Source organism: Streptomyces sp. NPDC056527 (assembly GCF_042794475.1).
Classification (GTDB): Bacteria; Actinomycetota; Actinomycetes; order Streptomycetales; family Streptomycetaceae; genus Streptomyces.
In genome coordinates this window covers 1-24,108 of sequence record NZ_JBHTTQ010000108.1, presented here as the reverse complement: position 1 = coordinate 24,108, position 24,108 = coordinate 1, and the positions used below count along the sequence as shown (strand labels likewise).

At 70.9% G+C, this 24,108-nt stretch carries 23 protein-coding genes; 7 read left to right on the top strand and 16 right to left on the bottom strand.

Translation table 11 applies throughout. The annotated features are described in order from the left end of the window. Positions 1-50: 50 nt before the first annotated feature. Positions 51-404, bottom strand: coding sequence for a hypothetical protein (locus ACFQ7Q_RS32245; RefSeq protein WP_383561362.1), 354 nt, complete (start codon positions 402-404; stop codon positions 51-53). A 186-nt stretch (positions 405-590) separates the two neighbouring features. Then, a complete protein-coding gene (locus ACFQ7Q_RS32240) occupies positions 591-1,745 on the bottom strand; it encodes an adenosine deaminase (RefSeq protein WP_383561360.1) in 1,155 nt (384 codons plus the stop codon). A 115-nt stretch (positions 1,746-1,860) separates the two neighbouring features. Here ACFQ7Q_RS32240 and ACFQ7Q_RS32235 point away from each other — a divergent pair, with 115 nt between their 5' ends. After that, positions 1,861-2,637, top strand: coding sequence for an alpha/beta hydrolase (locus ACFQ7Q_RS32235; RefSeq protein ID WP_383561358.1), 777 nt, complete (start codon positions 1,861-1,863; stop codon positions 2,635-2,637). A gap of 38 nt (positions 2,638-2,675) precedes the next feature. Here the strand turns inward: ACFQ7Q_RS32235 and ACFQ7Q_RS32230 are convergent, their stop codons facing one another. Further along, positions 2,676-3,629 carry a LysR family transcriptional regulator gene (locus ACFQ7Q_RS32230; RefSeq protein ID WP_383561355.1) on the bottom strand — a complete coding sequence of 318 codons (954 nt, stop codon included), beginning with the start codon at positions 3,627-3,629 and terminating at the stop codon, positions 2,676-2,678. A 62-nt stretch (positions 3,630-3,691) separates the two neighbouring features. Between ACFQ7Q_RS32230 and ACFQ7Q_RS32225 the strand changes: the two genes are divergently transcribed. From ACFQ7Q_RS32225 to ACFQ7Q_RS32215, 3 genes are all read left to right on the top strand, one after another. Then, complete coding sequence (locus ACFQ7Q_RS32225; RefSeq protein WP_383561353.1) at positions 3,692-4,966, top strand: MFS transporter; 1,275 nt, start codon at positions 3,692-3,694, stop codon at positions 4,964-4,966. Between the two features lie 125 nt (positions 4,967-5,091). Further along, positions 5,092-5,739, top strand: coding sequence for a L,D-transpeptidase family protein (locus tag ACFQ7Q_RS32220; RefSeq protein WP_383561366.1), 648 nt, complete (start codon positions 5,092-5,094; stop codon positions 5,737-5,739). A gap of 82 nt (positions 5,740-5,821) precedes the next feature. Next, a complete protein-coding gene (locus tag ACFQ7Q_RS32215; RefSeq protein WP_383561351.1) occupies positions 5,822-6,796 on the top strand; it encodes a sigma-70 family RNA polymerase sigma factor in 975 nt (324 codons plus the stop codon). Here the strand turns inward: ACFQ7Q_RS32215 and ACFQ7Q_RS32210 are convergent, their stop codons facing one another. Beyond that, positions 6,797-7,066, bottom strand: coding sequence for an STAS domain-containing protein (locus tag ACFQ7Q_RS32210; RefSeq protein ID WP_383561349.1), 270 nt, complete (start codon positions 7,064-7,066; stop codon positions 6,797-6,799). A 55-nt stretch (positions 7,067-7,121) separates the two neighbouring features. Between ACFQ7Q_RS32210 and ACFQ7Q_RS32205 the strand changes: the two genes are divergently transcribed. Further along, positions 7,122-7,775, top strand: coding sequence for an HAD family hydrolase (locus ACFQ7Q_RS32205; RefSeq protein WP_383561347.1), 654 nt, complete (start codon positions 7,122-7,124; stop codon positions 7,773-7,775). Here ACFQ7Q_RS32205 and ACFQ7Q_RS32200 read toward each other — a convergent pair. The 12 genes from ACFQ7Q_RS32200 to ACFQ7Q_RS32145 all read right to left on the bottom strand — a co-directional run bounded on the left by ACFQ7Q_RS32200 (position 7,772) and on the right by ACFQ7Q_RS32145 (position 21,588). After that, the gene (locus ACFQ7Q_RS32200; protein WP_383561345.1) at positions 7,772-8,362 is read right to left on the bottom strand and encodes a Uma2 family endonuclease; all 591 of its coding nucleotides are present in this window, start codon (positions 8,360-8,362) and stop codon (positions 7,772-7,774) included. The two genes, ACFQ7Q_RS32205 and ACFQ7Q_RS32200, sit on opposite strands and share 4 nt — an antisense overlap. Before the next feature lie 117 nt (positions 8,363-8,479). Beyond that, positions 8,480-9,757 (bottom strand): thymidine phosphorylase, encoded by a 1,278-nt coding sequence (locus ACFQ7Q_RS32195; protein WP_383561343.1) that lies wholly within the window; start codon positions 9,755-9,757, stop codon positions 8,480-8,482. A 79-nt stretch (positions 9,758-9,836) separates the two neighbouring features. Continuing rightward, positions 9,837-10,241, bottom strand: a complete 405-nt coding sequence (locus ACFQ7Q_RS32190; protein ID WP_383561341.1) for a cytidine deaminase — start codon at positions 10,239-10,241, stop codon at positions 9,837-9,839. Further along, positions 10,238-11,527, bottom strand: coding sequence for an ABC transporter permease (locus tag ACFQ7Q_RS32185; RefSeq protein WP_383561339.1), 1,290 nt, complete (start codon positions 11,525-11,527; stop codon positions 10,238-10,240). The genes ACFQ7Q_RS32190 and ACFQ7Q_RS32185 overlap by 4 nt, the downstream gene beginning before the upstream one ends. Continuing rightward, positions 11,524-12,636 carry an ABC transporter permease gene (locus ACFQ7Q_RS32180; RefSeq protein WP_383561337.1) on the bottom strand — a complete coding sequence of 371 codons (1,113 nt, stop codon included), beginning with the start codon at positions 12,634-12,636 and terminating at the stop codon, positions 11,524-11,526. The genes ACFQ7Q_RS32185 and ACFQ7Q_RS32180 overlap by 4 nt, the downstream gene beginning before the upstream one ends. Next, positions 12,633-14,225, bottom strand: a complete 1,593-nt coding sequence (locus ACFQ7Q_RS32175; RefSeq protein WP_383561364.1) for an ABC transporter ATP-binding protein — start codon at positions 14,223-14,225, stop codon at positions 12,633-12,635. The genes ACFQ7Q_RS32180 and ACFQ7Q_RS32175 overlap by 4 nt, the downstream gene beginning before the upstream one ends. Before the next feature lie 196 nt (positions 14,226-14,421). Beyond that, complete coding sequence (locus ACFQ7Q_RS32170) at positions 14,422-15,459, bottom strand: BMP family protein (RefSeq protein WP_383561335.1); 1,038 nt, start codon at positions 15,457-15,459, stop codon at positions 14,422-14,424. 262 nt (positions 15,460-15,721) lie between these two features. Next, a complete protein-coding gene (locus tag ACFQ7Q_RS32165; protein ID WP_383561333.1) occupies positions 15,722-16,942 on the bottom strand; it encodes a M20 family metallopeptidase in 1,221 nt (406 codons plus the stop codon). 116 nt (positions 16,943-17,058) lie between these two features. Further along, a complete protein-coding gene (locus ACFQ7Q_RS32160; RefSeq protein WP_383561331.1) occupies positions 17,059-18,234 on the bottom strand; it encodes a hypothetical protein in 1,176 nt (391 codons plus the stop codon). Beyond that, positions 18,231-19,124: an N-acetylneuraminate synthase family protein gene (locus ACFQ7Q_RS32155; protein WP_362365432.1), complete on the bottom strand. Its 894-nt coding sequence runs from the start codon at positions 19,122-19,124 to the stop codon at positions 18,231-18,233. Before ACFQ7Q_RS32155 ends, ACFQ7Q_RS32160 begins: the two co-directional genes overlap by 4 nt. 14 nt (positions 19,125-19,138) lie before the next feature. Further along, positions 19,139-20,320, bottom strand: a complete 1,182-nt coding sequence (locus ACFQ7Q_RS32150) for a cytidylyltransferase domain-containing protein (protein WP_383561329.1) — start codon at positions 20,318-20,320, stop codon at positions 19,139-19,141. Then, entirely contained in the window at positions 20,320-21,588 is a 1,269-nt protein-coding gene (locus ACFQ7Q_RS32145; RefSeq protein WP_383561327.1) for a DUF6716 putative glycosyltransferase, read from the bottom strand. Before ACFQ7Q_RS32145 ends, ACFQ7Q_RS32150 begins: the two co-directional genes overlap by 1 nt. Positions 21,589-21,775: 187 nt before the next feature. Between ACFQ7Q_RS32145 and ACFQ7Q_RS32140 the strand changes: the two genes are divergently transcribed. Both ACFQ7Q_RS32140 and ACFQ7Q_RS32135 read left to right on the top strand, forming a co-directional pair. Then, the gene (locus ACFQ7Q_RS32140) at positions 21,776-22,780 is read left to right on the top strand and encodes a glycosyltransferase family 2 protein (protein WP_383561325.1); all 1,005 of its coding nucleotides are present in this window, start codon (positions 21,776-21,778) and stop codon (positions 22,778-22,780) included. Then, positions 22,777-24,075 (top strand): alpha-2,8-polysialyltransferase family protein, encoded by a 1,299-nt coding sequence (locus ACFQ7Q_RS32135; RefSeq protein ID WP_383561323.1) that lies wholly within the window; start codon positions 22,777-22,779, stop codon positions 24,073-24,075. Before ACFQ7Q_RS32140 ends, ACFQ7Q_RS32135 begins: the two co-directional genes overlap by 4 nt. The last annotated feature ends 33 nt before the right edge of the window (positions 24,076-24,108 follow it).

The following is a 24,108-nucleotide window of genomic DNA, read 5'->3' as shown; positions in this document are numbered from 1 at the left end:
GTACCCGGTCCGGGTACGCGCCCCATCGGCGTGTGGGGTGGTGTGCGTGATCAGCCGAGCGGCAGACCGTTCAGCGGCAGGCCGCCGAGCAGGCCACCGACCGGGGTGTTGGCGAGCGCACCGGTGGCGCCGTCGAGCGGGGCGTGCTCGACGGCCTGGCCGGCGGCGGCCGGGAGGGTCTTGACGCCCTGGTCGACGGCGGCCTGGCCGCCCAGGAGGGACTCGGCGGCGCCGTCGGGGAGCTCGGTGAGGCCGTCGCCCAGCGGCACGGTCTGGGTGACCAGGCCGAGCGCGTCGGGGGCGGCGGGCAGCGGCGATGCCGCGGCGGCCGTGCCGGCGGCGGCAGCGGCGAAAGCGGCACCGAGAGCGGCGACACCGAGCGTCTTGGCGGCAGACTGCTTCATCAGAGAATCATCCTTGAGGATCTTGGGGATCTTGGATCTTCGGGGAAAGCAGGGTTCAGCGGGGAATGCAGAGCGGCTTTGCAAACTAGCCATTCGCTTGACACCCGAGCAAACACCGGAAAGCGGCCGGAGGTCACGCCCCCGGCCGCCCCGACTCCGCGTGCGGAGCCCTTCCTCGATCCGCCCTCACTCCGCCCGAGCGGAAGAACCACTGGTCGCAGCGGTCTGCTGGAACAGCCATTCGGACTTCAGCTCGGCATATCCGGGCTTGATCACGTCATTGATCATCGCGAGGCGTTCATCGAAAGGAATGAACGCTGATTTCATCGCATTGACCGAGAACCACGCCATGTCGTCGAGCGTGTATCCGAACGCCTCGACCAGCAGCTCGAATTCCCGGCTCATGCTCGTACCGCTCATCAGGCGATTGTCGGTGTTGACGGTCGCCCGGAAGTGCAGTTTGCGGAGCAGACCGATGGGGTGTTCCGCGATGGAGGCCGCGGCGCCGGTCTGGAGGTTGGAGGTCGGGCACATCTCCAGCGGGATCCGCTTGTCCCGTACGTACGCGGCGAGGCGGCCGAGCGCCACCGAGCCGTCCTCGGCGACCTCGATGTCGTCGATGATGCGGACGCCGTGCCCCAGCCGGTCGGCGCCGCACCACTGCAGGGCCTGCCAGATGGACGGCAGCCCGAAGGCCTCGCCGGCGTGGATGGTGAAGTGGTTGTTCTCGCGCTTCAGGTACTCGAAGGCGTCGAGGTGCCGAGTGGGCGGGTATCCGGCCTCGGCACCCGCGATGTCGAAGCCGACGACACCGGAGTCGCGGTAGCGGTTGGCGAGTTCGGCGATCTCCAGGGCGCGGGCGGCGTGCCGCATCGCGGTGAGCAGTGCGCCGACGCGGATGCGGTGGCCGCTCGCCCTGGCCTGCCGCTCGCCCTCGCGGAAGCCCTCGTTGACGGCCTCGACGACCTCCTCCAGGGTGAGCCCGGCCTCCAGATGCTGCTCGGGGGCGTAGCGCACCTCCGCGTAGACGACGCCGTCCTCCGCGAGGTCGACCGCGCACTCGGCGGCGACCCTGAAGAGGGCCTCGCGGGTCTGCATGACGGCGCAGGTGTGTGCGAAGGTCTCCAGATAGCGCTCCAGCGAGCCGGAGTCGGCGGCCTCGCGGAACCAGATGCCGAGCTTGTCGGGTTCGGTCTCGGGGAGGTTGTCGTAGCCCTGCTGGAGGGCGAGGTCGATGATCGTGCCGGGACGCAGTCCGCCGTCGAGGTGGTCGTGGAGGAGCACCTTCGGGGCGCGGCGGATCTGGTCCGCGGTGGGGACGTTGGGGATCTGGCTCGTCATTGCCGCACTCTAGCCCCTACGCGCGTAGAGCGCCCCTCCTCAACTCGCTTGTCGATACGTAACAGTGACCGCGCGTACGGATGGCGTACACCTCGGCTTCTGAGACTGTTCTGCCATGGCGCACTCCGCACTCGTAGGGACTGCCGGCAGCCGGACACCCCGGCTCGGACGGCCCGTCGGCGCATCGCACCCCGGTACGGCGGTGGGCGGTGTGGTCCTGCTTCTTCCGGACGGGGTGGTGACATCGGCGCGGGGCGCTTCGGTCCGGGCCCATGCGGCGCTGCTGCCACTGGGGCGGCGGCTGGCCGCGGCGGGGCGCGCGGACGGTCTGGTGGTGCACGTGGTGCGCTATCGGGGGCGCGGCTGGAACGGTACGGACGCCCAGTTGGCCGCGGACGCGTCCTGGGCGGTGGCGGAGGCGGTGCGGCGCTACGGCGACGTCCCGGTCTGCCTCGTGGGACACGGGATGGGCGCGCGGGCCGCGCTGCGGGCGGCCGGGCACACGGCGGTCGACGCGGTGCTCGCGCTGGCACCCTGGCTGCCGGAGGACGACGTGGCGGCGGAGCCCGAGCCGGTGCGCCAGCTGGTGGGGCGCCGGGTGCTGATCGCGCACGGCACGAACGACGCCCGGACGGATCCGGAGCTGTCGTACCGGCTCGCGGAGCGGGTGAAGAAGTCGAACCGCGACACCTGCCGCTTCGAGGTCCACTCGGACGGCCACGCGCTGCGCCAGTACCACGACGAAGTCCGCGCCCTGGCCACGGACTTCGTCCTCGGCTCGCTCTTCACCCACCCCTATGCCCGCCCGGTCGCCGACGCGCTGGCGGCCCCGCCCCCGCTGGGCCTGCGGATGCCCCTGGCGGTGGGGTTCGGGCGCGGTCCGCGCCGCTAGGGGCGGGGAGCGCCACGGCTCCGTGGGTTCCGGCAGGGTCAGTCGGGCAGCAGGCTGCCCCGCTTGCTCAGCAGGAACTTCTTGAAGGCCGCCACCGGCGCGGTGTCGGGGTGGCCGTCCAGCCAGGCCACGCCGATCTCGCGGACCGCGCGCGGGGCCGTCACCGTCAGCTCGACGACGCCGGGGCGCGGGACGGCCGGCGGAGGCAGCAGGGCGACGCCGAGACCGGCCGCGACCAGGCCGCGCAGGGTCTCGGCCTCCTCGCCCTCGAAGGCGACGCGCGGCGTGAACCCGGCCTCGGCGCACAGGTCGTCGGTGATGCGGCGCAGCCCGTAACCGGGCTCCAGGGTCACGAACGTCTCCTCGGCGGCCTCCGCGAGGCGCACCCGCTTGCGCGAGGCGAGCCGGTGGTCGTCGGGGACCACGAGCCGCAGCCGCTGTTCGTCGATGCGGCGGGCGACCAGGTCCGGGGCGTCGGGCACGGGCGAGGTCAGGCACAGGTCCAGGTCCCCGGCCCGCAGCCGCTCGATCATCGCCTCGCCGTAGTTCTGCACGAGGGTGAAGCGGACCCGGGGGTGGTCGACCCGGAAGGCGCGGATGAGTCCGGGGACGGTCTCGGAGCCCATGGTGTGCAGGAACCCGAAGGCGACCCGCCCCGCCGCCGGGTCCGCGTCCGCCCGTACGGAGTCGGCCGCCCGCTCCACCTCGGCGAGCGCCCGCTCGGCTGAAGCGTAGAAGGTGCGGCCGGCCGGGGTGAGCGAGACCGTGCGGCCCTTGCGGGCGAAGAGTGCCACCCCGAGGTCCTGTTCCAGCCGGACCATCGCCCGCGACAGCGTCGACTGCGGCACCCCCATCTCGGCCGCCGCCCTGGTCACATGCTCGTGCCGGGCCACCGCCGCGAAGTACGCGAGCCGGGGCGCGAGCACCAGCCCCATGTCTTCTTCGTAACTACTCGGTGACAGCCGACCCTGTGACCTGTACTCATGCACCATGGGAACGATTACAGCAGTTCCGTGCATTGGACGCATGAAATGAATCGTCCTACGTTCGAGACATGCCTTCCGCCAGTACCAAGGCGGCCGCCACCAGCACGGCCGCCGACACCCGCCTCACTCCCGGTGCCTCCGGCTACCGCCGCATGAGCTTCGCCCTCTTCGCCGCCGGACTCGCCACCTTCGCTCTCCTCTACTCCACCCAGGCCCTCCTCCCCGCGATCTCGGCGGAGTTCGGCGCCACCGCCTCCGCGGCCTCCTGGACGGTCTCCGCCGCCACCGGCGCGCTCGCCCTCCTCGTCCTCCCGCTGAGCGCGCTCTCCGAGCGCCTCGGGCGGCGCACGATGATGACGTGGTCGCTCGCCGTCGCGGTGATCGTCGGACTCCTCGTCCCCTTCGCCCCGAACCTCGAGTGGCTGATCGCCCTGCGCGCGGTCCAGGGCGCGGCGCTCGCGGGTCTGCCCGCCTCCGCCATGGCGTTCCTCGCCGAGGAGGTGCGGCCGAAGGCGCTGGTCGCCGCGATCGGTCTGTTCGTCGCGGGCAACTCGATCGGTGGCATGAGCGGCCGGATCGTCACCGGCTGGGCGTCCCAGATGTGGGGCTGGCGCGCGGGACTCCTCGCGGTCGGTCTGATGGCGGTGGCCTGCGCGGTCGTCTTCCGTCTGCTGCTCCCCAAGGCCCGTCACTTCACGCCCGGTTCGCTGAACCCGAAGGCACTGGCGAAGACGGTCCGCACCCACCTCGCCGACCCGCTGCTGATGCGCCTGTACGCGATCGGCGCGCTGTTCATGACGGTGTTCGGCGCGGTGTACACCGTGATCGGCTACCGCCTGGTCGAGGCCCCGTTCTCGCTCCCGCAGGGCGTGGTCGGCTCGATCTTCCTGGTCTACCTCGTCGGTACGGTCTCCTCGGCCGCCGCCGGGAAGCTGGTCGGCCGTCTCGGCCGGCGCGGGGCTCTCTACCTGGCCGTCGGCACGACCGCGGCGGGCCTGCTGCTCTCGCTCGCCGACGACCTCGCCGCCGTCCTGCTCGGCCTGGTCCTGATCACGGCCGGCTTCTTCGCCGGGCACGCGGTCGCCTCCTCCTCGGTGAGCCGTACGGCCAAGACCGGCCGCGCGCAGGCGTCGGCGCTCTACCAGTCCGCGTACTACCTGGGCAGCAGCGCGGGTGGCACGCTCGGCGCGATCGCCTTCCACTCCGGCGGCTGGGCCGGCACGGTCCTCCTCGGCCTGATCGCGGTCCTCGGCGTCGTGTCGATCACGCTCTACGGCAGCCACAGCGCGCGGGTGGCGGCCCGCGCCGAGGCCCGCTGCCCCCGGCTCCGCACGGCTCACTGAATCCGTCCCGGATCCGTACAACCGCACCGCTCCCCCGATCGTCCTAAGTCTTAGGACTCTAGGGGGAGTTGGTGATCATGAACCGGATTCAAGCGCGTGCCCTGGCCGCCCTCGGCATCACCTCCATGGTGGTGCCGCTGACGGTCGCCCTCGGTGCGGCACCGGCGCAGGCGGCCTCGTGCAACGTGACGACGGGGCCGTACCAGAAGCAGGTGGAGAAGTTCCTGGGGCGGACGGTGGACGGGCGGCAGTCGCTCGCCGACTGCAAGGCGATCCAGGCGTTCCAGCGCACGCACGGCATCACCCCGACACAGGGGTACGCCGGTCCGCTGACCTGGCGGACGATGTCCACGATGCTGGCGCAGAAGGCGGCCGGGAAGAACCCGAACGCGGCCGGGAAGTGCCCGACCAACAAGGGCCGGATCGCCTGCGTCGACCTGACGCGCCAGCTGACCTGGATCCAGGACGGCTCGCGGCTGAAGTACGGCCCGGTGCCCGTCCGTACGGGCAAGGACGGGACCGAGACCCGCACCGGCCTCAAGCGGATCTACTGGCGCAACATCAACCACTGGTCGACGATCTACCACGTATCCATGCCGTACTCGCAGTTCTTCGACGGCGGGCAGGCGTTCCACTCCACCACCAAGTCCATGTGGAACCCGCCGGGTTCCGGCGGGTGCGTGAACATGCGTCCGGCCGATGCGAAGGCGTACTGGAACCTGCTCAGGAACGGCGACGACGTGTACGTCTACGGGCGGAAGCCCGGAACCTGACCCCGGCTGTCAGTGGGCTGCGGTAGCTTCCCCTCATCGGCACAGCACCGGTGCCGGTGAGGGGCGAGTGGGGTGGACCTGCATGACTGACCTGGCGACCGCGGACCGGAACTCCGAGCTCGAGAAGTACCGCACGGAGCTGACCGGTTACTGCTACCGGATGCTCGGCTCCTCGTTCGAGGCCGAGGACGCCGTGCAGGACACGATGGTCCGCGCCTGGCGGTCCATCGACTCCTTCGAGGGACGCTCGTCGCTGCGCTCCTGGCTGTACCGCATCGCGACCAACGTCTGCCTCGACTCGCTGAACGCGGGCAACAGACGGGCCCGGCCGATGGATCTGACCGCCGCGACACCGGTCGCGCAGGCGCAGCTGAACGCCCGGCCGGAGATCACCTGGCTGGAGCCGGTGCCGGACGGCCGGGTGCTGCCGTCGGTGGCCGACCCCGCGGACACGGCGGTGTCCCGCGAGACCGTACGGCTCGCGTTCGTCGCCGCGCTGCAGCACCTTCCGCCCAAGCAGCGGGCCGTGCTGATCCTGCGCGAGGTGCTGGCCTGGAAGGCGAGCGAGGTCGCGGAGCTGCTCGACACCACGGTCGCCTCGGTGAACAGCGCGCTCCAGCGGGCGCGCGCCACGATCGCGGAGAACGAACCGGCGGTCTCGGACACCGCGGACCCCTTGGACGAGGAGCAGAAGCAGCTCCTGGAGCGCTATGTCGCCGCCTTCGAGGGGTACGACATGAAGGCGCTGACGGCGCTCCTGCACGAGGACGCGACGATGTCCATGCCGCCGTACGACCTGTGGCTGCGGGGACACGACGACATCGTGGGCTGGATGCTCGGGGTCGGCGAGGTCTGCTCGGGCTCGAAGCTGCTGCCGACCGTGGCGAACGGCTCGCCGGCGTTCGCGCAGTACCACCCGGACCCCGAGGGCGGCTACAGCCCGTGGGCGCTGATCGTCCTGGAGCTGCGGGACGGCAAGGTGGGCGGAATGGACTTCTTCCTGGACACCAAGCGCTGGTTCCCGCTCTTCGACCTGCCGGAGCGGTTGGAGGCGTAGTCATACGAGGTCGGCGAGGCCGACCAGATCCAGCAGCAGCCGCAACTCGCCGCCGGCGCCCCGGAACCGCAGCCGATGCCCGAGGCGCCCGGCGGCGAGCTTCAGCCGGGCGAGGGCGTCCACGGCGGCGAGATCGGCATGGGTGAGCCCGCCGAGGTCACAGACCACGTCGGTGGGCGGCACCCCTTCGAGCACGGCGCACAGCCGGGCGAGCTCGTCGGGGGTGGCCCGGGCGGCGAGGGTCAGAACGAGCGGTTGACTGGTGTCCACATCTGGGAGACCCCCGCCACGGCCGGAACTCATCGGAGCGCCTAGGGTGCGGCCCATGACGGAATTGGTGATCTTCGACTGTGACGGCGTCCTCGTGGACAGCGAGCGCGTCTACTGCCGGGTGGACCGAGAGGTCTTCGCACTTCTCGGAGCGGAGTTCACCGAGGCCGAGGTCGTCGATCAGTTCGTCGGCTCGTCGACCGAGATGCTCACGGCGATCCTCGAGGAGCGTCTCGGACGCCCCCTGGAGCCGGACTGGCACGCGGCCTACAAGCACCTGTACGACGAGGCCCTGGACGCGGAACTGACGGTGGTCGACGGCGTGACGGACGTGCTCGACGCGCTGGACGTGCCCTTCTGCCTGGCGTCGAACGGCAGCCACGCCTCGATCCGCAGGAACCTGACGCGGGTGGGCCTGCTGGACCGCTTCGAGGGCCGGATCTTCAGCGCGCGAGACGTCACGCGCGGCAAGCCCGCCCCTGATCTCTTCCTCCACGCGGCGGCCTCCATGGGAGTCCCGCCGGAGCGCTGCGCGGTGGTCGAGGACAGCCCGTACGGGGTCCAGGCGGCCCGCGCCGCGGGGATGCGGGCCTTCGGCTACTGCGGGGGCCTGACCCGGGCGGACCGGCTGACGGGCGCGGAGACGGTGGTCTTCGACGACATGCGCGAGCTGGCGGGGCTGCTGGCGGCGGCTGCGGCGGGCTGCTAGTCCTCCGGGAAGGCGCTGGTGTCGAGGGTGAGGTCGAAGGGGGCCGGGAGGTGGAGCTCCTCGCCGAACTTCACCGCGCGCAGGACCCGGTAGACGGCATCCTTCGGCTCGCCGTAGAGGGTGACAGTAGGCCCGCCGGGAGCGAAGGAGTCCACGAGGAGATACAGCGGCACACCGGCCTGCGCGTATCCGGCGGCCTTCGTGAGGCGGTCGTGGCTCGCGTTCGAGACCGACGTGATCTCGACGACCAGCTCCGCCCCGGCCGCCGGGACAAAGCCTCCGTCCTCGCCTCGCAGGACCGCCTTCGGCACGACGGCCAGATCGGGGATGTACAGCCCGCTCCGGGAGGGAACCGCGGCGCCGAGCGTCTGGTAGACGCCCCAGTCCCTGGGAACGGCCGTGTACAGCGCCCGGTGGATCTCGTCGGCGATGTCGTTGTGGTTATTGGACGGCTGCGGTGACACGGTGACGATCCCCTCGATGATCTCCACCTTGCAGCCCTCGGGTGCGTCCGTTTCCTCCCAGATCCGGACGAGGCCGTCCCACCCGTTCCCGTGGGACGAGTGGTCGACGGTGAGTGCGCTCATGGCGGTCTCCTCTTTCGGTGCGTCACCGATCCCAGCATGCCGAACGGGGCCGGTGGCGGTCCACCGGCCCCGTTCACTCGAAGGTGCCATCGGCATATGCCATGAATGATCGAAGGATCAGGCGATGCGGTCCAGGACGATCGGGTTCGGGGTGAACGCCGTACCCTCCGGGGCGATGTCCCAGGCGCCGTCCAGGGACTTCAGCGCGTAGTCGAACTTCTCCGGGGTGTCCGTGTGCAGGGTGACCAGCGGCTGGCCCGCCGTGACCGTGTCGCCCGGCTTGGCGTGGAGCTCGACGCCGGCGCCGGCCTGGACCGGGTCCTCCTTGCGGGCGCGGCCGGCGCCGAGGCGCCAGGCGGCGATGCCGATGTCGTAGGCGTCGAGGCGGGTCAGCACGCCCGAGGACGGGGCGGTGACGACCTGCGTCTCGCGGGCGATCGGGAGGGCCGCGTCCGGGTCGCCGCCCTGGGCCGCGATCATGCGGCGCCAGACGTCCATCGCCGAACCGTCCGCCAGCGCCTTCGCCGGGTCCGCGTCCTTGATCCCCGCCGCGTCGAGCATCTCCCGCGCCAGCGCGATCGTCAGCTCGACGACGTCCGCCGGACCACCGCCCGCCAGGACCTCGACGGACTCGCGGATCTCCAGGGCGTTGCCGGCCGTGAGGCCGAGCGGGGTGGACATGTCGGTGAGCAGGGCGACCGTCTTCACACCGCTGTCCGTGCCGAGGCCGACCATCGTCGAGGCCAGCTCCCGCGCGTCCTCGATGTTCTTCATGAAGGCGCCGGTGCCGACCTTGACGTCCAGGACGAGCGAGCCGGTGCCCTCGGCGATCTTCTTCGACATGATCGAGGACGCGATCAGCGGGATCGCCTCGACCGTGCCCGTCACGTCGCGCAGGGCGTAGAGCTTCTTGTCGGCGGGGGCCAGGCCGTCGCCGGCCGCGCAGATGACCGCGCCGGTGGTGTCCAGGACGTGCAGCATCTCCTCGTTGGACAGGAGCGCGCGCCAGCCCGGGATGGACTCCAGCTTGTCGAGCGTGCCACCGGTGTGGCCGAGGCCCCGGCCCGACAGCTGCGGCACGGCCGCGCCGCAGGCGGCGACGAGCGGCGCGAGCGGAAGGGTGATCTTGTCGCCGACACCACCGGTGGAGTGCTTGTCGGAGGTCGGGCGGGAGAGGGACGAGAAGTCCATGCGCTCGCCGCTGGCGATCATCGCCGCGGTCCAGCGGGCGATCTCGCCGCGGTTCATGCCGTTGAGCAGGATCGCCATGGCCAGGGCCGACATCTGCTCGTCCGCGACCTCGCCACGGGTGTAGGCGTCGATGACCCAGTCGATCTGCTCGGGGCTCAGCTCGCCCTTGTCCCGCTTGGTGCGGATGACGGAGATGACGTCCATGTGGTGCCTCTTTCTACGCGCATAGAGGGGAAAGGAGGAGCGGCCCTTCCCATCGTGCCGGAAGGGCCGCTCCGAGGTCCTACTTGGCGAGGTGCTCGGGGCCGAACGCCTGCGGCAGCATCTCGGCCAGCGTCAGGAGCCCCTCCGGGGTCTCCACGACGAGTTCGGGGCCGCCGAACTCGTACAGCAGCTGCCGGCACCGTCCGCACGGCACCAGCGGGCCGCCCAGGCCGTCGACGCAGACGAAGTGGGTCAGCCGGCCGCCGCCGGTCGCCTGGAGCTGCGAGACGAGCCCGCACTCCGCGCACAGCCCGAGGCCGTACGAGGCGTTCTCCACGTTGCAGCCGGAGACCACCCGCCCGTCGTCGACGAGCGCGGCGGCGCCGACCGGGTAGCCCGAGTACGGGGCGTACGCCCGGGACATGGCGTCCCGCGCGGCCTCCCGGAGGGCCTCCCAGTCCGGCTCCTGGGCGGCGGGCGTCACTTGCCCTCGCCCTTGCGGTAGCGCATGCCGTCCGCCTTGGGCATCCGCAGACGCTGCGCGGAGAGCGACAGCACCAGCAGCGTGACCACGTACGGCGTGGCGCTGACGAACTCGACCGGGACCGTCTCCGTGCCCAGGTACCAGATCAGCACGCCGACACCGATGACGGTGGCGATCGACGAGGTGATCCAGCGCTTCTTGTACGCCTTCCACGCGGCGATCGCCACGAGCACGGCGAAGAGCAGCAGGAGCAGCGCGTGCACGGACTCGCCGCCGCTGCGCAGCTGGAGGGCGTCGGCGAAGCCGAACAGGCCCGCGCCCATCGCCAGACCGCCCGGCCGCCAGTTGCCGAAGATCATCGCCGCGAGGCCGATGTAGCCACGGCCACCGGTCTGGCCCTCGTTGTAGATGTGCGAGGTGACCAGCGACAGGAACGCGCCACCGAGGCCGGCGAGACCGCCGGAGACGATCACGGCGATGTACTTGTACTTGTAGACGTTGACGCCGAGGGACTCGGCGGCGATCGGGTTCTCACCGCAGGAGCGCAGGCGCAGACCGAACGCGGTCTTCCACAGCACGAAGAACGTACCGATCACCAGCAGTACGGCGATGATCGTCACCACCGAGACGTTGGTGACGAGGCCGCCGAGGATGCCGGCGATGTCCGAGATCAGGAACCAGTGGTGCTTCTCGATGTCGGCCAGCCAGTCGGACAGACCGGGGATCGTGACCGAGGTGATCTCCTCGGCCGGCGGGGACTGCTTCGGGCTGCCGCCCTTGGCCGCGGCCTCGCCGCTGTTGAACCACAGCTTGGCGAAGTACGTGGTGAAGCCGACCGCGAGGATGTTGATCGCGATACCGGAGATGATGTGGTCCACACCGAAGGTGACGGTGGCGACCGCGTGCAGCAGACCGCCGAGCATGCCGCCCACGATGCCGGCGAGGATGCCGAGCCAGGGGCTGGTCTGCCAGCCGGCCCAGGCACCGAAGAAGGTGCCGAGGATCATCATGCCTTCGAGGCCGATGTTGACCACGCCCGCGCGCTCGGCCCACAGACCGCCGAGACCGGCGAGGCCGATCGGTACGGCGAGCGAGAGCGCGGCGCTGATCTGGCCGGCCGAGGTGAGGTCCTGCGCGCCGGTGATGGCCCGGACGGCGGAGAGGGCGATGAGCCCGCCCGCGACGATCAGCAGGATCCAGGGGAGCGAGAGGCGGGTGCGGCCGCCCTTGCCGCCGGCCGCCTTGGGCGCGGCGGGCGGCGGGGTGGAAGTCGCCGTGGCGGTCACGCCGACACCTCCGTCGTGTTGTTGGAACGGGCCTGGGCAGCGAGCTTCTCGCCGACCTGACGCTGCTGGCGCTTGACGCCGTAGCGGCGGACGACCTCGTAGGCGATGACGACGCAGAGGACGATGACGCCCTGCATGACGCCGACGATCTCCCTGTCGTAGTCCTCGAACTCCAGCTGCTGGCCGCCGCGCTCCAGGAAGCCCCAGAGGATCGCGGCGAGCGCGATGCCGATCGGGTGGTTGCGGCCGAGCAGGGCGATGGCGATACCGGTGAACCCGATGCCGACGGGGAAGTCGCCGCCGAACTCGTACGAGTCGTTGAGCAGCGTCGGCATACCGATCAGACCGGCCATGGCGCCGGAGATCAGCATGGAGGTGACGACCATCCGCTTCACGTTGACACCGCTGGCCGCGGCGGCCGTGTCGGACTGGCCGACGGTGCGCAGGTCGAAGCCGAAGCGGGTGCGGGAGAGCGTGAACCAGTAGCCGACGCCCGCGATGGCCGCGACCACGACGAAGCCGTAGATCGGGGTCGGCGTGGTCGGGAACTCGAAGAAGTGCGAGGACTCCGGCAGCGGGGTCGTGGCGACCTTGGTGCCGGCCGCGTCCAGGTGGCCGAGGCGGCCGGGCTGGAGCAGGTATCCGATGATCGCGGTCGCGATGAAGTTCAGCATGATCGTCGAGACGACCTCGCTGACACCCCGGGTGGTCTTGAGGACACCGGCGATGCCCGCCCACATGGCGCCGACGATCATCGCGGTGATGATGATCAGCGGGATCTGGACGATGCCCGGCAGGGTCAGCGCCCCGCCGACGGCGGCGGCGAAGAAGGCCGCGAGACGGTACTGGCCGTCGACACCGATGTTGAACAGGTTCATGCGGAAGCCGATGGCCACCGCGATGCCCGCCAGGTAGTACGTCGTCGCCTTGTTGATGATGTAGACCTGGCTGTCCGACTTGATGCCGTAGTCGAACATGATGCCGAAGGCGCTGAACGGCTCCTTGCCGGTGGCCGCGAGCACCAGGGCGGTGATCAGGAAGGCGGCGACGATCGCGAGCAGCGGTGCCGCGATGCCGAGGAGCAGCCGCTCCTTGTCGAACTTCTTCATCGGGCCTCGTCCTCCGGGCCGTCGGTGCCCTCAGGGCTCTCGGGGTGCTCAAGGTGGCCGGCGGCGGCGCCGGTCATGGCCGAGCCCAGCTCCTCCGGCGTGATGGTCGCCGGGTCGGCGTCCGCGACGAGCCGGCCGCGGTACATCACGCGCAGGGTGTCGGAGAGGCCGATCAGCTCGTCCAGGTCGGCGGAGATCAACAGGACCGCCAGGCCCTCGCGGCGAGCCGCACGGATCTGGTCCCAGATCTGCGCCTGCGCGCCGACGTCCACGCCCCGGGTGGGGTGCGCGGCGATCAGCAGCTTGGGATCGTGGCTCATCTCGCGGCCGACGATCAGCTTCTGCTGGTTGCCGCCGGAGAGGGAGGCCGCGGTGACCTCGATGCCGGGGGTACGGACGTCGTACTCGCGGACGATCCGCTCGGTGTCCTTGCGGGCGGCCTTGAGGTCGAGGATGGCGCCCTTGGAGTTGGGCTTCTCGGTGACGTGGCCGAGGATGCGGTTCTCCCAGAGGGGGGCCTCCAGGAGCAGACCGTGCCGGTGGCGGTCCTCGGGGATGCAGCCGATGCCGTCCTCGCGCCGCTTGCGCGTCGGGGCGGAGGAGATGTCGGCGCCGTCGAGGGTCACGACACCCTGGTCGGCGTTGCGCATGCCCATGATCGTGTCGACGAGTTCGGACTGGCCGTTGCCCTCGACACCGGCGATGCCGAGCACCTCACCCTTGTGGATGGTGAAGGTGATGCCGCCGAGGACCGCGCGGACCACGCCGTCGGGGTCGACGGCGCTCAGCGACAGGTCCTGGACCGTCAGCATCGGCACGTCCGTGACCGTCGACTCGCGGGTCTCCGGCGAGGGCAGTTCGGCGCCGACCATCAGCTCGGCGAGCTGCTTGGTCGTGGTGTGCTTCGGGTCGGCGGTGCCGACCGTGGTGCCGCGTCGGATGACCGTGATCTCGTCGGCGACCGACAGGACCTCGCCCAGCTTGTGCGAGATGAAGATGACCGTGAGGCCCTCGGCCTTGAGCTCGCGCAGGTTGTCGAAGAGCGCGTCGACCTCCTGCGGGACGAGCACGGCGGTCGGCTCGTCGAGGATCAGGGTGCGGGCGCCGCGGTAGAGGACCTTGAGGATCTCCACGCGCTGACGGTCGGCCACACCGAGGTCCTCCATGAGGGCGTTCGGGCGGACGCCGAGGCCGTACGCGTCGGAGATCTCCTTGATCTTGGCGCGGGCCTTGTCGCCGATGCCGTACAGCTTCTCGGAGCCGAGGACGACGTTCTCGAGGACGGTGAGGTTGTCCGCGAGCATGAAGTGCTGGTGCACCATGCCGACACCGCGGACGATGGCGTCTCCGGGATTGTTGAAGGTCACCAGCTCGCCGTCGACCGTGATGGTGCCCTCGTCCGGCTTCTGCATGCCGTAGAGGATCTTCATCAGGGTCGACTTGCCCGCGCCGTTCTCGCCCACGAGGGCGTGCACGGTGCCGCGGCGCACGGTGATGTCGATGTCGTGGTTGGCCACGACTCCGGGGAAACGCTTGGTGATGCCGCGGAGTTCTACGGCGTTGGGACTGCTGGGGCTGGAGGCTTTGATGACGCACTCTCCTAGGCAGGGAGCGTGAGGAGGGGATGAGGCCGGTGCGCAGGCGCTGTCGGTGGCGAAAAATACCCTGTACGGCGCACGCTACGCGCGTAGCTTTTGGAAAATCGTTCAACTGCCCGCGGGCAGACGTGTGAAGGGGGCCCGGAGTGTCGGCCGAAGCCGCTCTCCGGGCCCCCTCCGACGTGCGTCAGAGGGTCGTGTTGACCTTGATCTGACCGTCGATGATCTTCTTCTTGGCCTCGTCCAGCTTGGCCTGGATGTCGGCGAGGTGGCCACCGGTGGTGGTCAGGGAGACACCGTTCTCGGCCAGCGAGTAGACGTGCGTGCCGGTCGACGGCTTACCGTCCTGGACGGACTTGATGAGCTCGAAGACACCGGTGTCGACGTTCTTGACCATCGAGGTCATGATCGATCCGGCGTACTTGGACAGGGCCGGGTCCTTGGCCTGGTCCGAGTCGACACCGATCGCCCAAGTGCCCGGCTTGGCGGCGACGGCCTCGATGGCACCGGCACCGGAGCCACCCGCGGCGGCGTAGATGACGTCGATGCCCTTGTCGAGCATGCCCTTGGCGGCGGCCTTGCCCTTGTCCGGGGCACCGAAGCCGGAGAAGTCCGTACCGGTGGACAGGTACTGGATCGTGACCGAGGCGTCCGGCTTGGTGTCCTTGACGCCCTGCTGGAAGCCGGCGGCGAACTTCTTGATCAGCGGGGTGTCGACACCGCCGATGAAGCCGATCTTGCCGTCCTTGGACTTGAGGGCGGCCGCGACACCGGCGAGGTACGAGCCCTGCTCCTCGGTGAAGACGATCGAGTCGACGTTCTTCACGTCGGAGACCGAGTCGACCAGGCCGAAGGTGGTCTTCGGGAACTTCGCGGCGACCTTGTCGATGGCGTCCTTGTAGGCGAAGCCGACACCGATGACGGGGTTGAAGCCACCCTCGGCCAGGGACGTGAGGCGCTGCTCGCGGTCGGCCGGGGTCTCACCGGTCTTGGCGGTGAGCTCCTTGGTCTCGACACCGAGGTCGGCCTTGGCCTTGTCGAGGCCACGGGCGGCGGAGTCGTTGAACGAGTTGTCGCCACGGCCGCCGACGTCGTAGGCCATGCCGACCTTGATGGTGTCCGAGTCGGAACCGGACTCGGTGGACGACTCACCGCAAGCGGTGGCGGTGAGAGCGAGGGCCGCGGTCACTGCGGACGCGGAAACGATCTTGGATACCCGGCGCAAGAGGAGGGTCCCTTCGAGACTGACCGAAAGCGCCTCTTCCGGCGCTGGTTTCGCGTGGATCGTAACGCGCGTAGATGTCAGTTAAAGACCCGTTCATGAGTCGTTATCGGATCGTCGCGAACGAGCCAAGGGAACGATCGAGACCGGCCGCCCCGGCACGACCGGTTATACACCCCGGCACGTCACTCGGAGCGGAGGTTCCGCGACACTCCGCGCCGTGTCGATCCGAACGGCGGAGGGGGCGCGGTCGCCCCCTCCGCCGTCAGTGCTTCGGGGTTCCGTCGATCAGGGCGGCGGCCGTGAAGAGCTCGACCCCCACGGCGATGGCCCGCTCGTCCACATCGAAGTCGCCCGCGTGGAGGTCACGGCGTGTCGTGTCGCCCGGGGTGCGGGTGCCCAGCCGTGCCATCGCGCCCGGGACGTGCTCCAGGTACCAGGAGAAGTCCTCGCCGCCGAGGCTCTGCTCGGTGTCCTCGATCGCATACGGTCCGCGGCGGGCGGTCATCGCGTCACGGAGCAGTTCGGTGATGACCGGATCGTTCACGACCGGGGGGACGCCTCGGACGTAGTTGATGGTCGACTTGGCGCGGTGGAGGGTGGCGATCTCGTCGATCGCCGCGTGCACCAGGTCGGGGGCGTCGCGCCAGCTGGGCAGGTCGAGGCAGCGGACGGTGCCGGAGAGCTCGGCGTGCTGCGGGATGACGTTGCAGGCGTGGCCGGCCTCGATACGGCCCCAGGTGACCGCGAGCCCGGAACGGGCGTCCACCCGTCGGGCCAGCAGGGCCGGGACGTCGGTGGCGATCCGGGCGGCGGCGGTGACCAGGTCGGTGGTGAGGTGCGGGCGGGCCGTGTGGCCGCCGGGGCCGTCGAGGGTGACCTCGAGCCGGTCGCAGGCGGAGGTGATGGGGCCGGGGCGCAGTCCGATGCGGCCCGCGTCCACCTTCGGGTCGCAGTGGACCGCGATGATCCGGCCGACGCCGTCCAGGACCCCGGACTCGATGGTGTCGGCGGCGCCGCCGGGCAGCACCTCTTCGGCGGGCTGGAAGATCAGCCGCACGGCCTGGGGCAGCAGCCCCTTCCGGTCGAGCTCGGCGAGCACGAGTCCCGCGCCGAGGACGGCGGTGGTGTGGACGTCGTGGCCACACGCGTGGGCGCGATTGGGCACGGTGGAGCGGTACGAGACGGTCTTGACGTCCGGGATGGGCAGCGCGTCGATGTCGGCGCGAATGGCCAGCATGGGACGTCCTCTGTCCCAGGTGCCGATGTCACAGATGAGCCCGGTACCGGTGGCCAGCACCTGAGGCGCGAGTCCGGCCGCCTCCAGGCGGGCCTTGAGCGCAGCGGTGGTACGGAACTCCTGGTTGCCGAGCTCGGGGTGCATGTGCAAGTCCCTGCGGAACACGATCAGTTCGGTGCGCAGGGGTTCGGACAGCGTTCCGGGCAGAGCGACGGAGCCGGGCTCACGGGACTTCAACTGGTTCACCTTTTGAAGGGTAGGCCCCTTCAGAGATCAACTGCCCGTTGATCACGAAAACTTCAGCCCGTTAGGGGAAAGAAACCGGGTTCACGAGGCATGACGACCACCCCTTGTGGGTAAGCTCACCCGAATTCGAACCGTTCCGCCGTAGGGGTGGCGCGCGCCGTGAGCCGGTCCACCTCGAAGGCGGCCGTGCCCGCGACTCCGGCCAGGAAGCCCTGGGCCCGGGGGGAGGCGTTCGCCTTCAGCCACTCCGGGGCGATCTCGCAGACCGCCACCTTCACGCCCGTGCCCGCGAGGGCCAGCGGGAGGGTGTGGACGACCGTCGAGGGAAAGCTGACCACCGTGCGGCCGATCGGGCCGCGGCGGGCGATCAGCTCCAGCGGCAGATCGGGCCGGACGATCTCCAGGCCGGTCTCCACCGCGATCCGGTGCAGCTTCTCCGCGCTCTCGCGGCGGTGGGCGAAGTAGCGGGTGGCGCCGTGGGTGGCCGCGAGGTCGGCGACGGCCCGTGTGTACCGGTCCGCGTCGATGACGCCCGTCTCCACCAGCGAGGTCCCGACCAGGTCGGAGCCCCGGGTCAGACGGGGCGGGCCGAAGCGGGCCCGGGTCCAGGCGAAGGTGTTGGCGGTGACGGTGGTGCCCGGCGGCGGTTCGACCGGGAGCGAGGTGAAGATCTCGACCGCTCGGCGACGCGTGGGGGCCAGCTTGCGCCGGGCCGCGGCAGAGACCGGGGCGAGCACGAGTTCGCGCGGGCCTCTGCCGCTGCCGCGCCGGTGCCAGCGCACCAGCCGTTCGCCACGGGCCAGTTGGGCGGCGTACTCCATGGTGGCGGTGCCGTCGTCGACGACGGTCAGCTGCTTCGGGGCGAAGAGGGTGAGCAGAAGCTGGACGTAGCGGGAGAAGGGGTCCCCGACGATCACCCGCTCCGCCGCCCGCAGCAGCGGGGCGAGGTCCCGCAGCGTACGGGCGAGCGAGCCACGGCCGTCGCGGGCCTCCTGCCAGCGGACGGTGAACCCCTCGTCACGGGCCAGCTGGGCCATCCGGCGCAGCTGGCCGCGCGACATGGGGTCGGTCGGCGAGAGGACGACGAGGGTGAGGTCGGCCGCGGCCTCCCCACCCCCCGTCGTGGGCACGACGGACGGCGCCGGTGCCGGGCCCACGCCGGGCCGGGGCCCGTCGGGGCCCCGGCCGCCGGGGGCCGTGGGGGCCCCGGCGGCGGGCGACTGGGCGTGTGCCCACTCCAGGACGTTCAGGAGCTGGACCGGGCTCTCGACGAACGCCAGCCGGCCGCTCATGCGGCGACGAGCCCCTGGACCCGGCGGAGCTTCTTCATCGGGCCGAGCTCCGACTCGTAGACCTTCTTGACGCCGTCGCCGAGCGCGGTCTCGATGGTGCGGATGTCGCGGACCAGGCGCTGCAGGCCCTGCGGCTCGACCGAGGCGGCCTGGTCGGAGCCCCACATGGCGCGGTCGAGCGTGATGTGACGCTCGACGAACGTGGCGCCGAGCGCGACGGCGGCCAGCGTGGTCTGGAGACCGGTCTCGTGGCCGGAGTAGCCGATCGGGACGTTCGGGTACTCCTCCTTCAGCGTGTTGATCACGCGGAGGTTGAGCTCCTCGGCCTTCGCCGGGTACGTGGACGTCGCGTGGCAGAGCAGGATGTTGTCCGAGCCGAGGACCTCGACCGCGTGGCGGATCTGCTTCGGGGTGGACATGCCCGTCGACAGGATGACCGTGCGACCGGTCTCGCGCAGGGCGCGCAGCAGCTCGTCGTCGGTGAGGGAGGCGGAGGCGACCTTGTGGGCCGGGACGTCGAACTTCTCCAGGAAGGCGACGGCCTCGGTGTCCCACGGGGAGGCGAACCAGTCGATTCCGCGCTTCCTGCAGTGCTCGTCGATGGCGCGGTACTCGTCCTCGCCGAACTCCACGCGGTGGCGGTAGTCGATGTAGGTCATCCGGCCCCAGGGGGTGTCCCGCTCGATGTCCCACTGGTCGCGCGGGGTGCAGATCTCCGGCGTGCGCTTCTGGAACTTCACGGCGTCGCAGCCTGCGTCGGCGGCGACGTCGATGAGCGCGATGGCGTTCTCGAGCTCGCCGTTGTGGTTGATGCCGATCTCGCCGGTGACGTAGACGGCGTGGCCCGGGCCGGCGGACTTGCTGCCGAACGTACGAGTGCGCGTGTTCATGTTCCTGACGTTCCTTACGAGTTGGGGGTGTCGAGCTCGGGTCCGAGAAGCCACGCCGCGATCTCGCGGACGGCTCCGGAGCCACCGGGGGTGAGGGTCACCGCACGGGCGGCGGCCCGTACGGAGTCGTGGGCGCTCGCCACCGCGACGGGCCAGCCGACGAGGTGGAAGCACGGAAGGTCGTTGACGTCGTTGCCGGCGTAGAGGACGCGCTGCGGGTCGACGCCCTGTTCCTCGCACCACTGCTTGAGGGCGAGGTCCTTGCGGTCGATGCCGTGCAGGACGGGGACGTCGAGCTTGCGGGCGCGGGCGGCGACGACGGCGTTCTGCTCCGTGGAGAGGATCAGGACGGGCATTCCGGCACGCCGCAGGGCGGCGATGCCGAGACCGTCGCCGCGATGTGCGGAGACGAACTCGTGTCCCTCGGAATCGAGATGGACCCGGTCGTCGGTCTGGGTGCCGTCGAAGTCGAGGACGACGGCGTCGACTTCGTCGAAGCGGGGGGCCACGGGCGTGTCGAGCAGCGGCGCGAGCGCACGGGCACGGGCGAGGTCGTGCGGGTCGTCGATCTCCAGGACCCGGGCGGGGTCGGTGACGACGAGCGCGGTGTGGCCGAAGAAGCGGTGTCCGTGCGTGCGGAAGCCCTCGGCGTCCATCGCGTAGACGGCGCCGGTCTCCAGGTACTCGGCCTCGCGGTCCTGCCGGCGGGGGCGGTGCGCCTTGTCGTGGTTCACGCCGTGGCCGCCGTCCGTGCCCTCGCGCCACAGGAAGCCGTGGGTCGGGGCCGCGGTGAAGGCCGTGTCGGCGCCGCCAGCGGTGATCTTCTCGGCGGTGCCGTTGACCTCCTCCGACGTGAGGAAGGGGCTGGTGCACTGGACGAGGAGGACCACGTCGACACGGCGGCCGTGAGTGGCCTCGAAGGCGTCCATCGCGTGCAGGACGGCCGACTCGCTGGTCGCCGTGTCGCCGGCGAGGGCCGCCGGGCGGTGGACCGCCTCCGCGCCCGTTGCGCGGGCGGCGGCGGCGATGGCCGCGTCGTCCGTGGAGACGAGGACGTCGGTGACCAGTCGGGCGCCGAGGCAGGCGCGGACGGCACGGGAGACCAGCGGGAGCCCCGCCACCGGGGCGAGGTTCTTGGCGGGGACGCCCTTGGAGCCGCCCCGCGCCGGGATGACGGCAAGCACGGTCGTGGTCATCAGAGTTCTCCAAGGCGGCGGATGACGGGGGCCACGCGCTGGACGCCGTGGCGGTACGCGCCCCGCGCCGCCTCCCGGACGATCCGGCGCAGCCCGCTGTCGCGGGTCTCCGGCGCGGTCACGTCGAGGCGGTGGCGGGCGAGGATCCCGGGCAGGTAGCCGGGGGCCGTCTCCGCTGTGTAGTAGGGGGTGATCGGGGGCAGCGCGGGCCCGGCGAGCAGATCCGCGACCCGGTCACGGGCCGCGTCGAAGGCCTTCTCGTACGACCCCCCGGCGGCGACGCCCTGCCGCGAGAGCCATTCCTCGTCCGGCTCCGGGCGCACGTCCTTGTCGAGCCGGTCGAAGGAGGTCAGCAGCCCCGAGCCGATGAAGTGGTGGTTGCCGAGGACCTCGCGCACGCCCATGTCGGTGAGGATCGCCGTGGGGATCCGCCGGTGGAGCGCTTCGAGCGCGGCTGTCGACGAGACGGTGACCAGCAGGTCGGTGCGGTCCAGGACCTCGCCCATGTGCCCGTACACCAGGCGGAAGTTGGGCGGGGGGTCCAGATCGCGCACCAGCCTCTGGTACGGCAACTCCTCCAGGTGCGTGGTGTGCTCGCCGGGCTTGGAGCGGAGCTTGAGCAGGACCTCGCGCCCCGGGTGCAGCCTGGCGTGCTCGACGAGCCTGCGGAGCAGATACGTACGGTCGGCGCGGGTGACGGGTACGGAGGGCTGGGCGGCGAAGACGAGGGTGTCCCGGCCGGCCTCGGGGGCGTAGGGCGCGCCGCCGAGGAACGGCAGCGCGGCCTCCACCACCGAGGAGGCGTCGGCGCCCACTCCTTCGTACACGGCGCGGAAACGCTCGGCGTCGTGGCGGGAGTTGGCGAGGACGACGTCCGCGCCGTGGCGCAGGAGCAGCCCGTCGGCGAGCTTCTCGTAGACGACGCCGACATAGCCGGTGACGATCACCGGTCGGCGTTCCAGACCCAGGTCGGCGATCCCCTGGAGGACCGCGCGGACCGTGCCGCCGACGAGGGAGAGCACGACGAGGTCGTACGCCCCGTCCCTGACCTCTCGGAGGAACTCCGCGCCCGTCACCTCGCGCGGGGGCGTCGTGGACACCCCGGTCTCGGCGAGTTGGCGCGCGGTGGGCGTGGCCCGGCCGCGCAGGACGAAACCGGTGGGCTCGGAGGCCGCGATGCGGCGCGCGGTGAGCGCACCCCATTTCCACCGGGTGTCGGAGTCGGCGAGTACGGCGACGCGTACCGCTTCTTTGGTACTTGCTGGCACGTCGAGGACGCTAGAGAGGCATTCCGATTCGCGGCCCAACTGGGCCACAACAAACGGTGAACAGAGCCCTTCCCGCTTCTGAAAATGGACGGGATCGGGGGTGGTTAATGCGCCCGCCTCTTCGTGTTCACCGAACATCTCTCTGTCGGTCAGAACGAATGCCGGGGCGGCGCCTAGCGTCGGCCGGGTGGTCAAGCTCTCCGTCGTCGTGCCGTTCTACAACGTGCAGACATATGCCCCCGACACCCTCACAAGCCTGCGTGCGAACGCCCGTGAGGACTTCGAGTTCCTTCTTGTCGACGACTGTTCGACGGACGGGACCCCGGAGCTCCTCGAACGGGCGACGCGCGAGGTACCGGGCGCGGTCCTCGTCAGACACGCGCAGAACGAGGGGCTGGCCACCGCACGCAACACCGGACTCGACGCGGCCCGTGGGCGGTACCTCGCCTTCCTCGACGGGGACGACTGGCTCGCGCCCGGCCATTTCGCCCGGCTGGTGACGGCCATGGACGAGCTGGACTGCGACTTCCTCCGCACCGACCATGTGGTGTGCACGGGGCGGAACCGCTCGGTCCGCCGGTCTCCCGTCGGGCGGCGCGGCGAGGTACTGCGCCCGCGCGACGCGATCCTGCCCGCCGACCGGACGACCTCGGTGGACTATCCGTACGCCTGGGCCGGGATGTACCACCGGCGGCTGCTCGACCGCGGACTGCTGCACTTCACGCCCGGGCTGCGGACGGCGGAGGACCGGCCCTGGATCTGGAAGCTGCACCGGGAGGCGGATTCCTTCGCCGCCGTCAGCACGCTGGGGATCTTCTACCGGCGCGGGGTCTCCACCTCGCTCACGCAGATAGGAGATGTACGGCAGCTGGATTTCATCCGCGCTTTCGACCAGGTGATCGAGGAAACGGTGAAAGACGTGGACGCGGAACAGCTTCTCCCCAAGGCTGTCCGCACCTATTGCGCTCTCATTTCGCACCACATTTCGTCGATCGAACGATTCGAACCGGCCGTGGCGAAGAAATTGCGTTCGATGAGCGCGGCCGCTCTGCGGCGGATGCCGCAGGACGTGCTCGGTGACGCGCTGGGCTCGATGGACGAGCAGCGGGCGGCCGTGCTGCGCAAGCTGCGGCGACGCCGCGTGGGCGTGAACTCCCTGCCCGCCCCTTCGGCCACGGAGGCCGCCGCGTGAGGACCACCCAGATCTTCTACGCGTCGACGCTCTACGGCGCGACGACGCTGGCCGCCGCCCTGGACAGTGGATGCTTCGGCCCGGCCGACCGGCGTCTGCTGCTGGTCGGCAACAACGCGGCGGTGCCGGAGACGACACCGGCGCTGGACGAGATGCCCGGCTTCGAGCGGCTGCGTGGCCGGTTCGACGGCGTGCTGTCGTGGAACGAGGCGATCTCCCCGCTTCACCCCTCCGGCTGGACGCCCCGGGCGGACGACCTGCCGATGCTGGAGCGCCATCTGCGGCTGCTGTGGGGGCTCGGTGACGACCGGGTCGAACTGGTCGTGGAGTCGGTGCAGGTCGCGCCGGCCCTGACGATCGCCCGGCTGTTCTCCGAGGCTCCGCTGGACGTGTACGCCGACGGGCTGATGAGCTACGGCCCGACCCGCAACAAGATCGACCCGCTGGTCGGCGAGCGGGTGCGCCGGCTGCTCCATCTCGACCTGGTGCCCGGGCTCGCGCCGCTGCTGCTCGCCGAGTTCGGGGCGACGGCCGAGGTGGTGCCGGCGGAGGCCTTCACGAAGGTGGTCGCAGAGCTGGCGGACTCCGCCGCCGAGGAGGACGGCCCCGCACTGCTGCTCGGCCAGTACCTGGCGGCGCTCTCGCTGCTCACCCCGGCCGAGGAGGAGGAGCTGCACGTACGCATGGTGCGTGGCGCGATCGCCCGCGGGCACCGCAGGCTCGTCTTCAAGCCGCATCCGACGGCGCCGGACGCCTGGACGCGGAGGCTGGCCGGGGAGGCGGAGGCGCTCGGTGCCGAACTGACCGTGCTCGACCGGCCGGTGCTGGCGGAGGTCCTGTACCGGGAGGTGCGGCCCGCGCTGGTGGTCGGCTGCTTCTCGACGGCGCTGATGACGGCGCGGGCCTTCTACGGGATCCCGGTGGCCAGGGTCGGCACCCGGACGGTCCTGGACCGGCTGAGCCCGTACCAGAACAGCAACCGCGTACCGCTCACCCTCGTCGACGCGCTCGTCCCGGATCTGGAGGGCGACACGCCCGAGGCGCTGGGCGACGAGGCGCTGGCGGGTCTGGTCGCGGCGGTCGGGTTCGCGATGCAGCCCAAGGTCCGGGTGGATCTGCGGGGTGCCGCGGCGCGTCATCTGTCGGGGCCGCTCGCCGAGCGGACCCGGCACTACTTCACCCGCCGCCGGCTCACCGTCCTGGGCCTCCCGGGCGGCCTGCCGGTCCCGCGCCACCCCCAGGTCCGCCGGCTCGCCCGCCGCGCGCTGCGTCTGAAGCGGGCCCTCGCGAGGTGAGGCGGAGGGGGTGGGGCCCGCGGGCCCCACCCC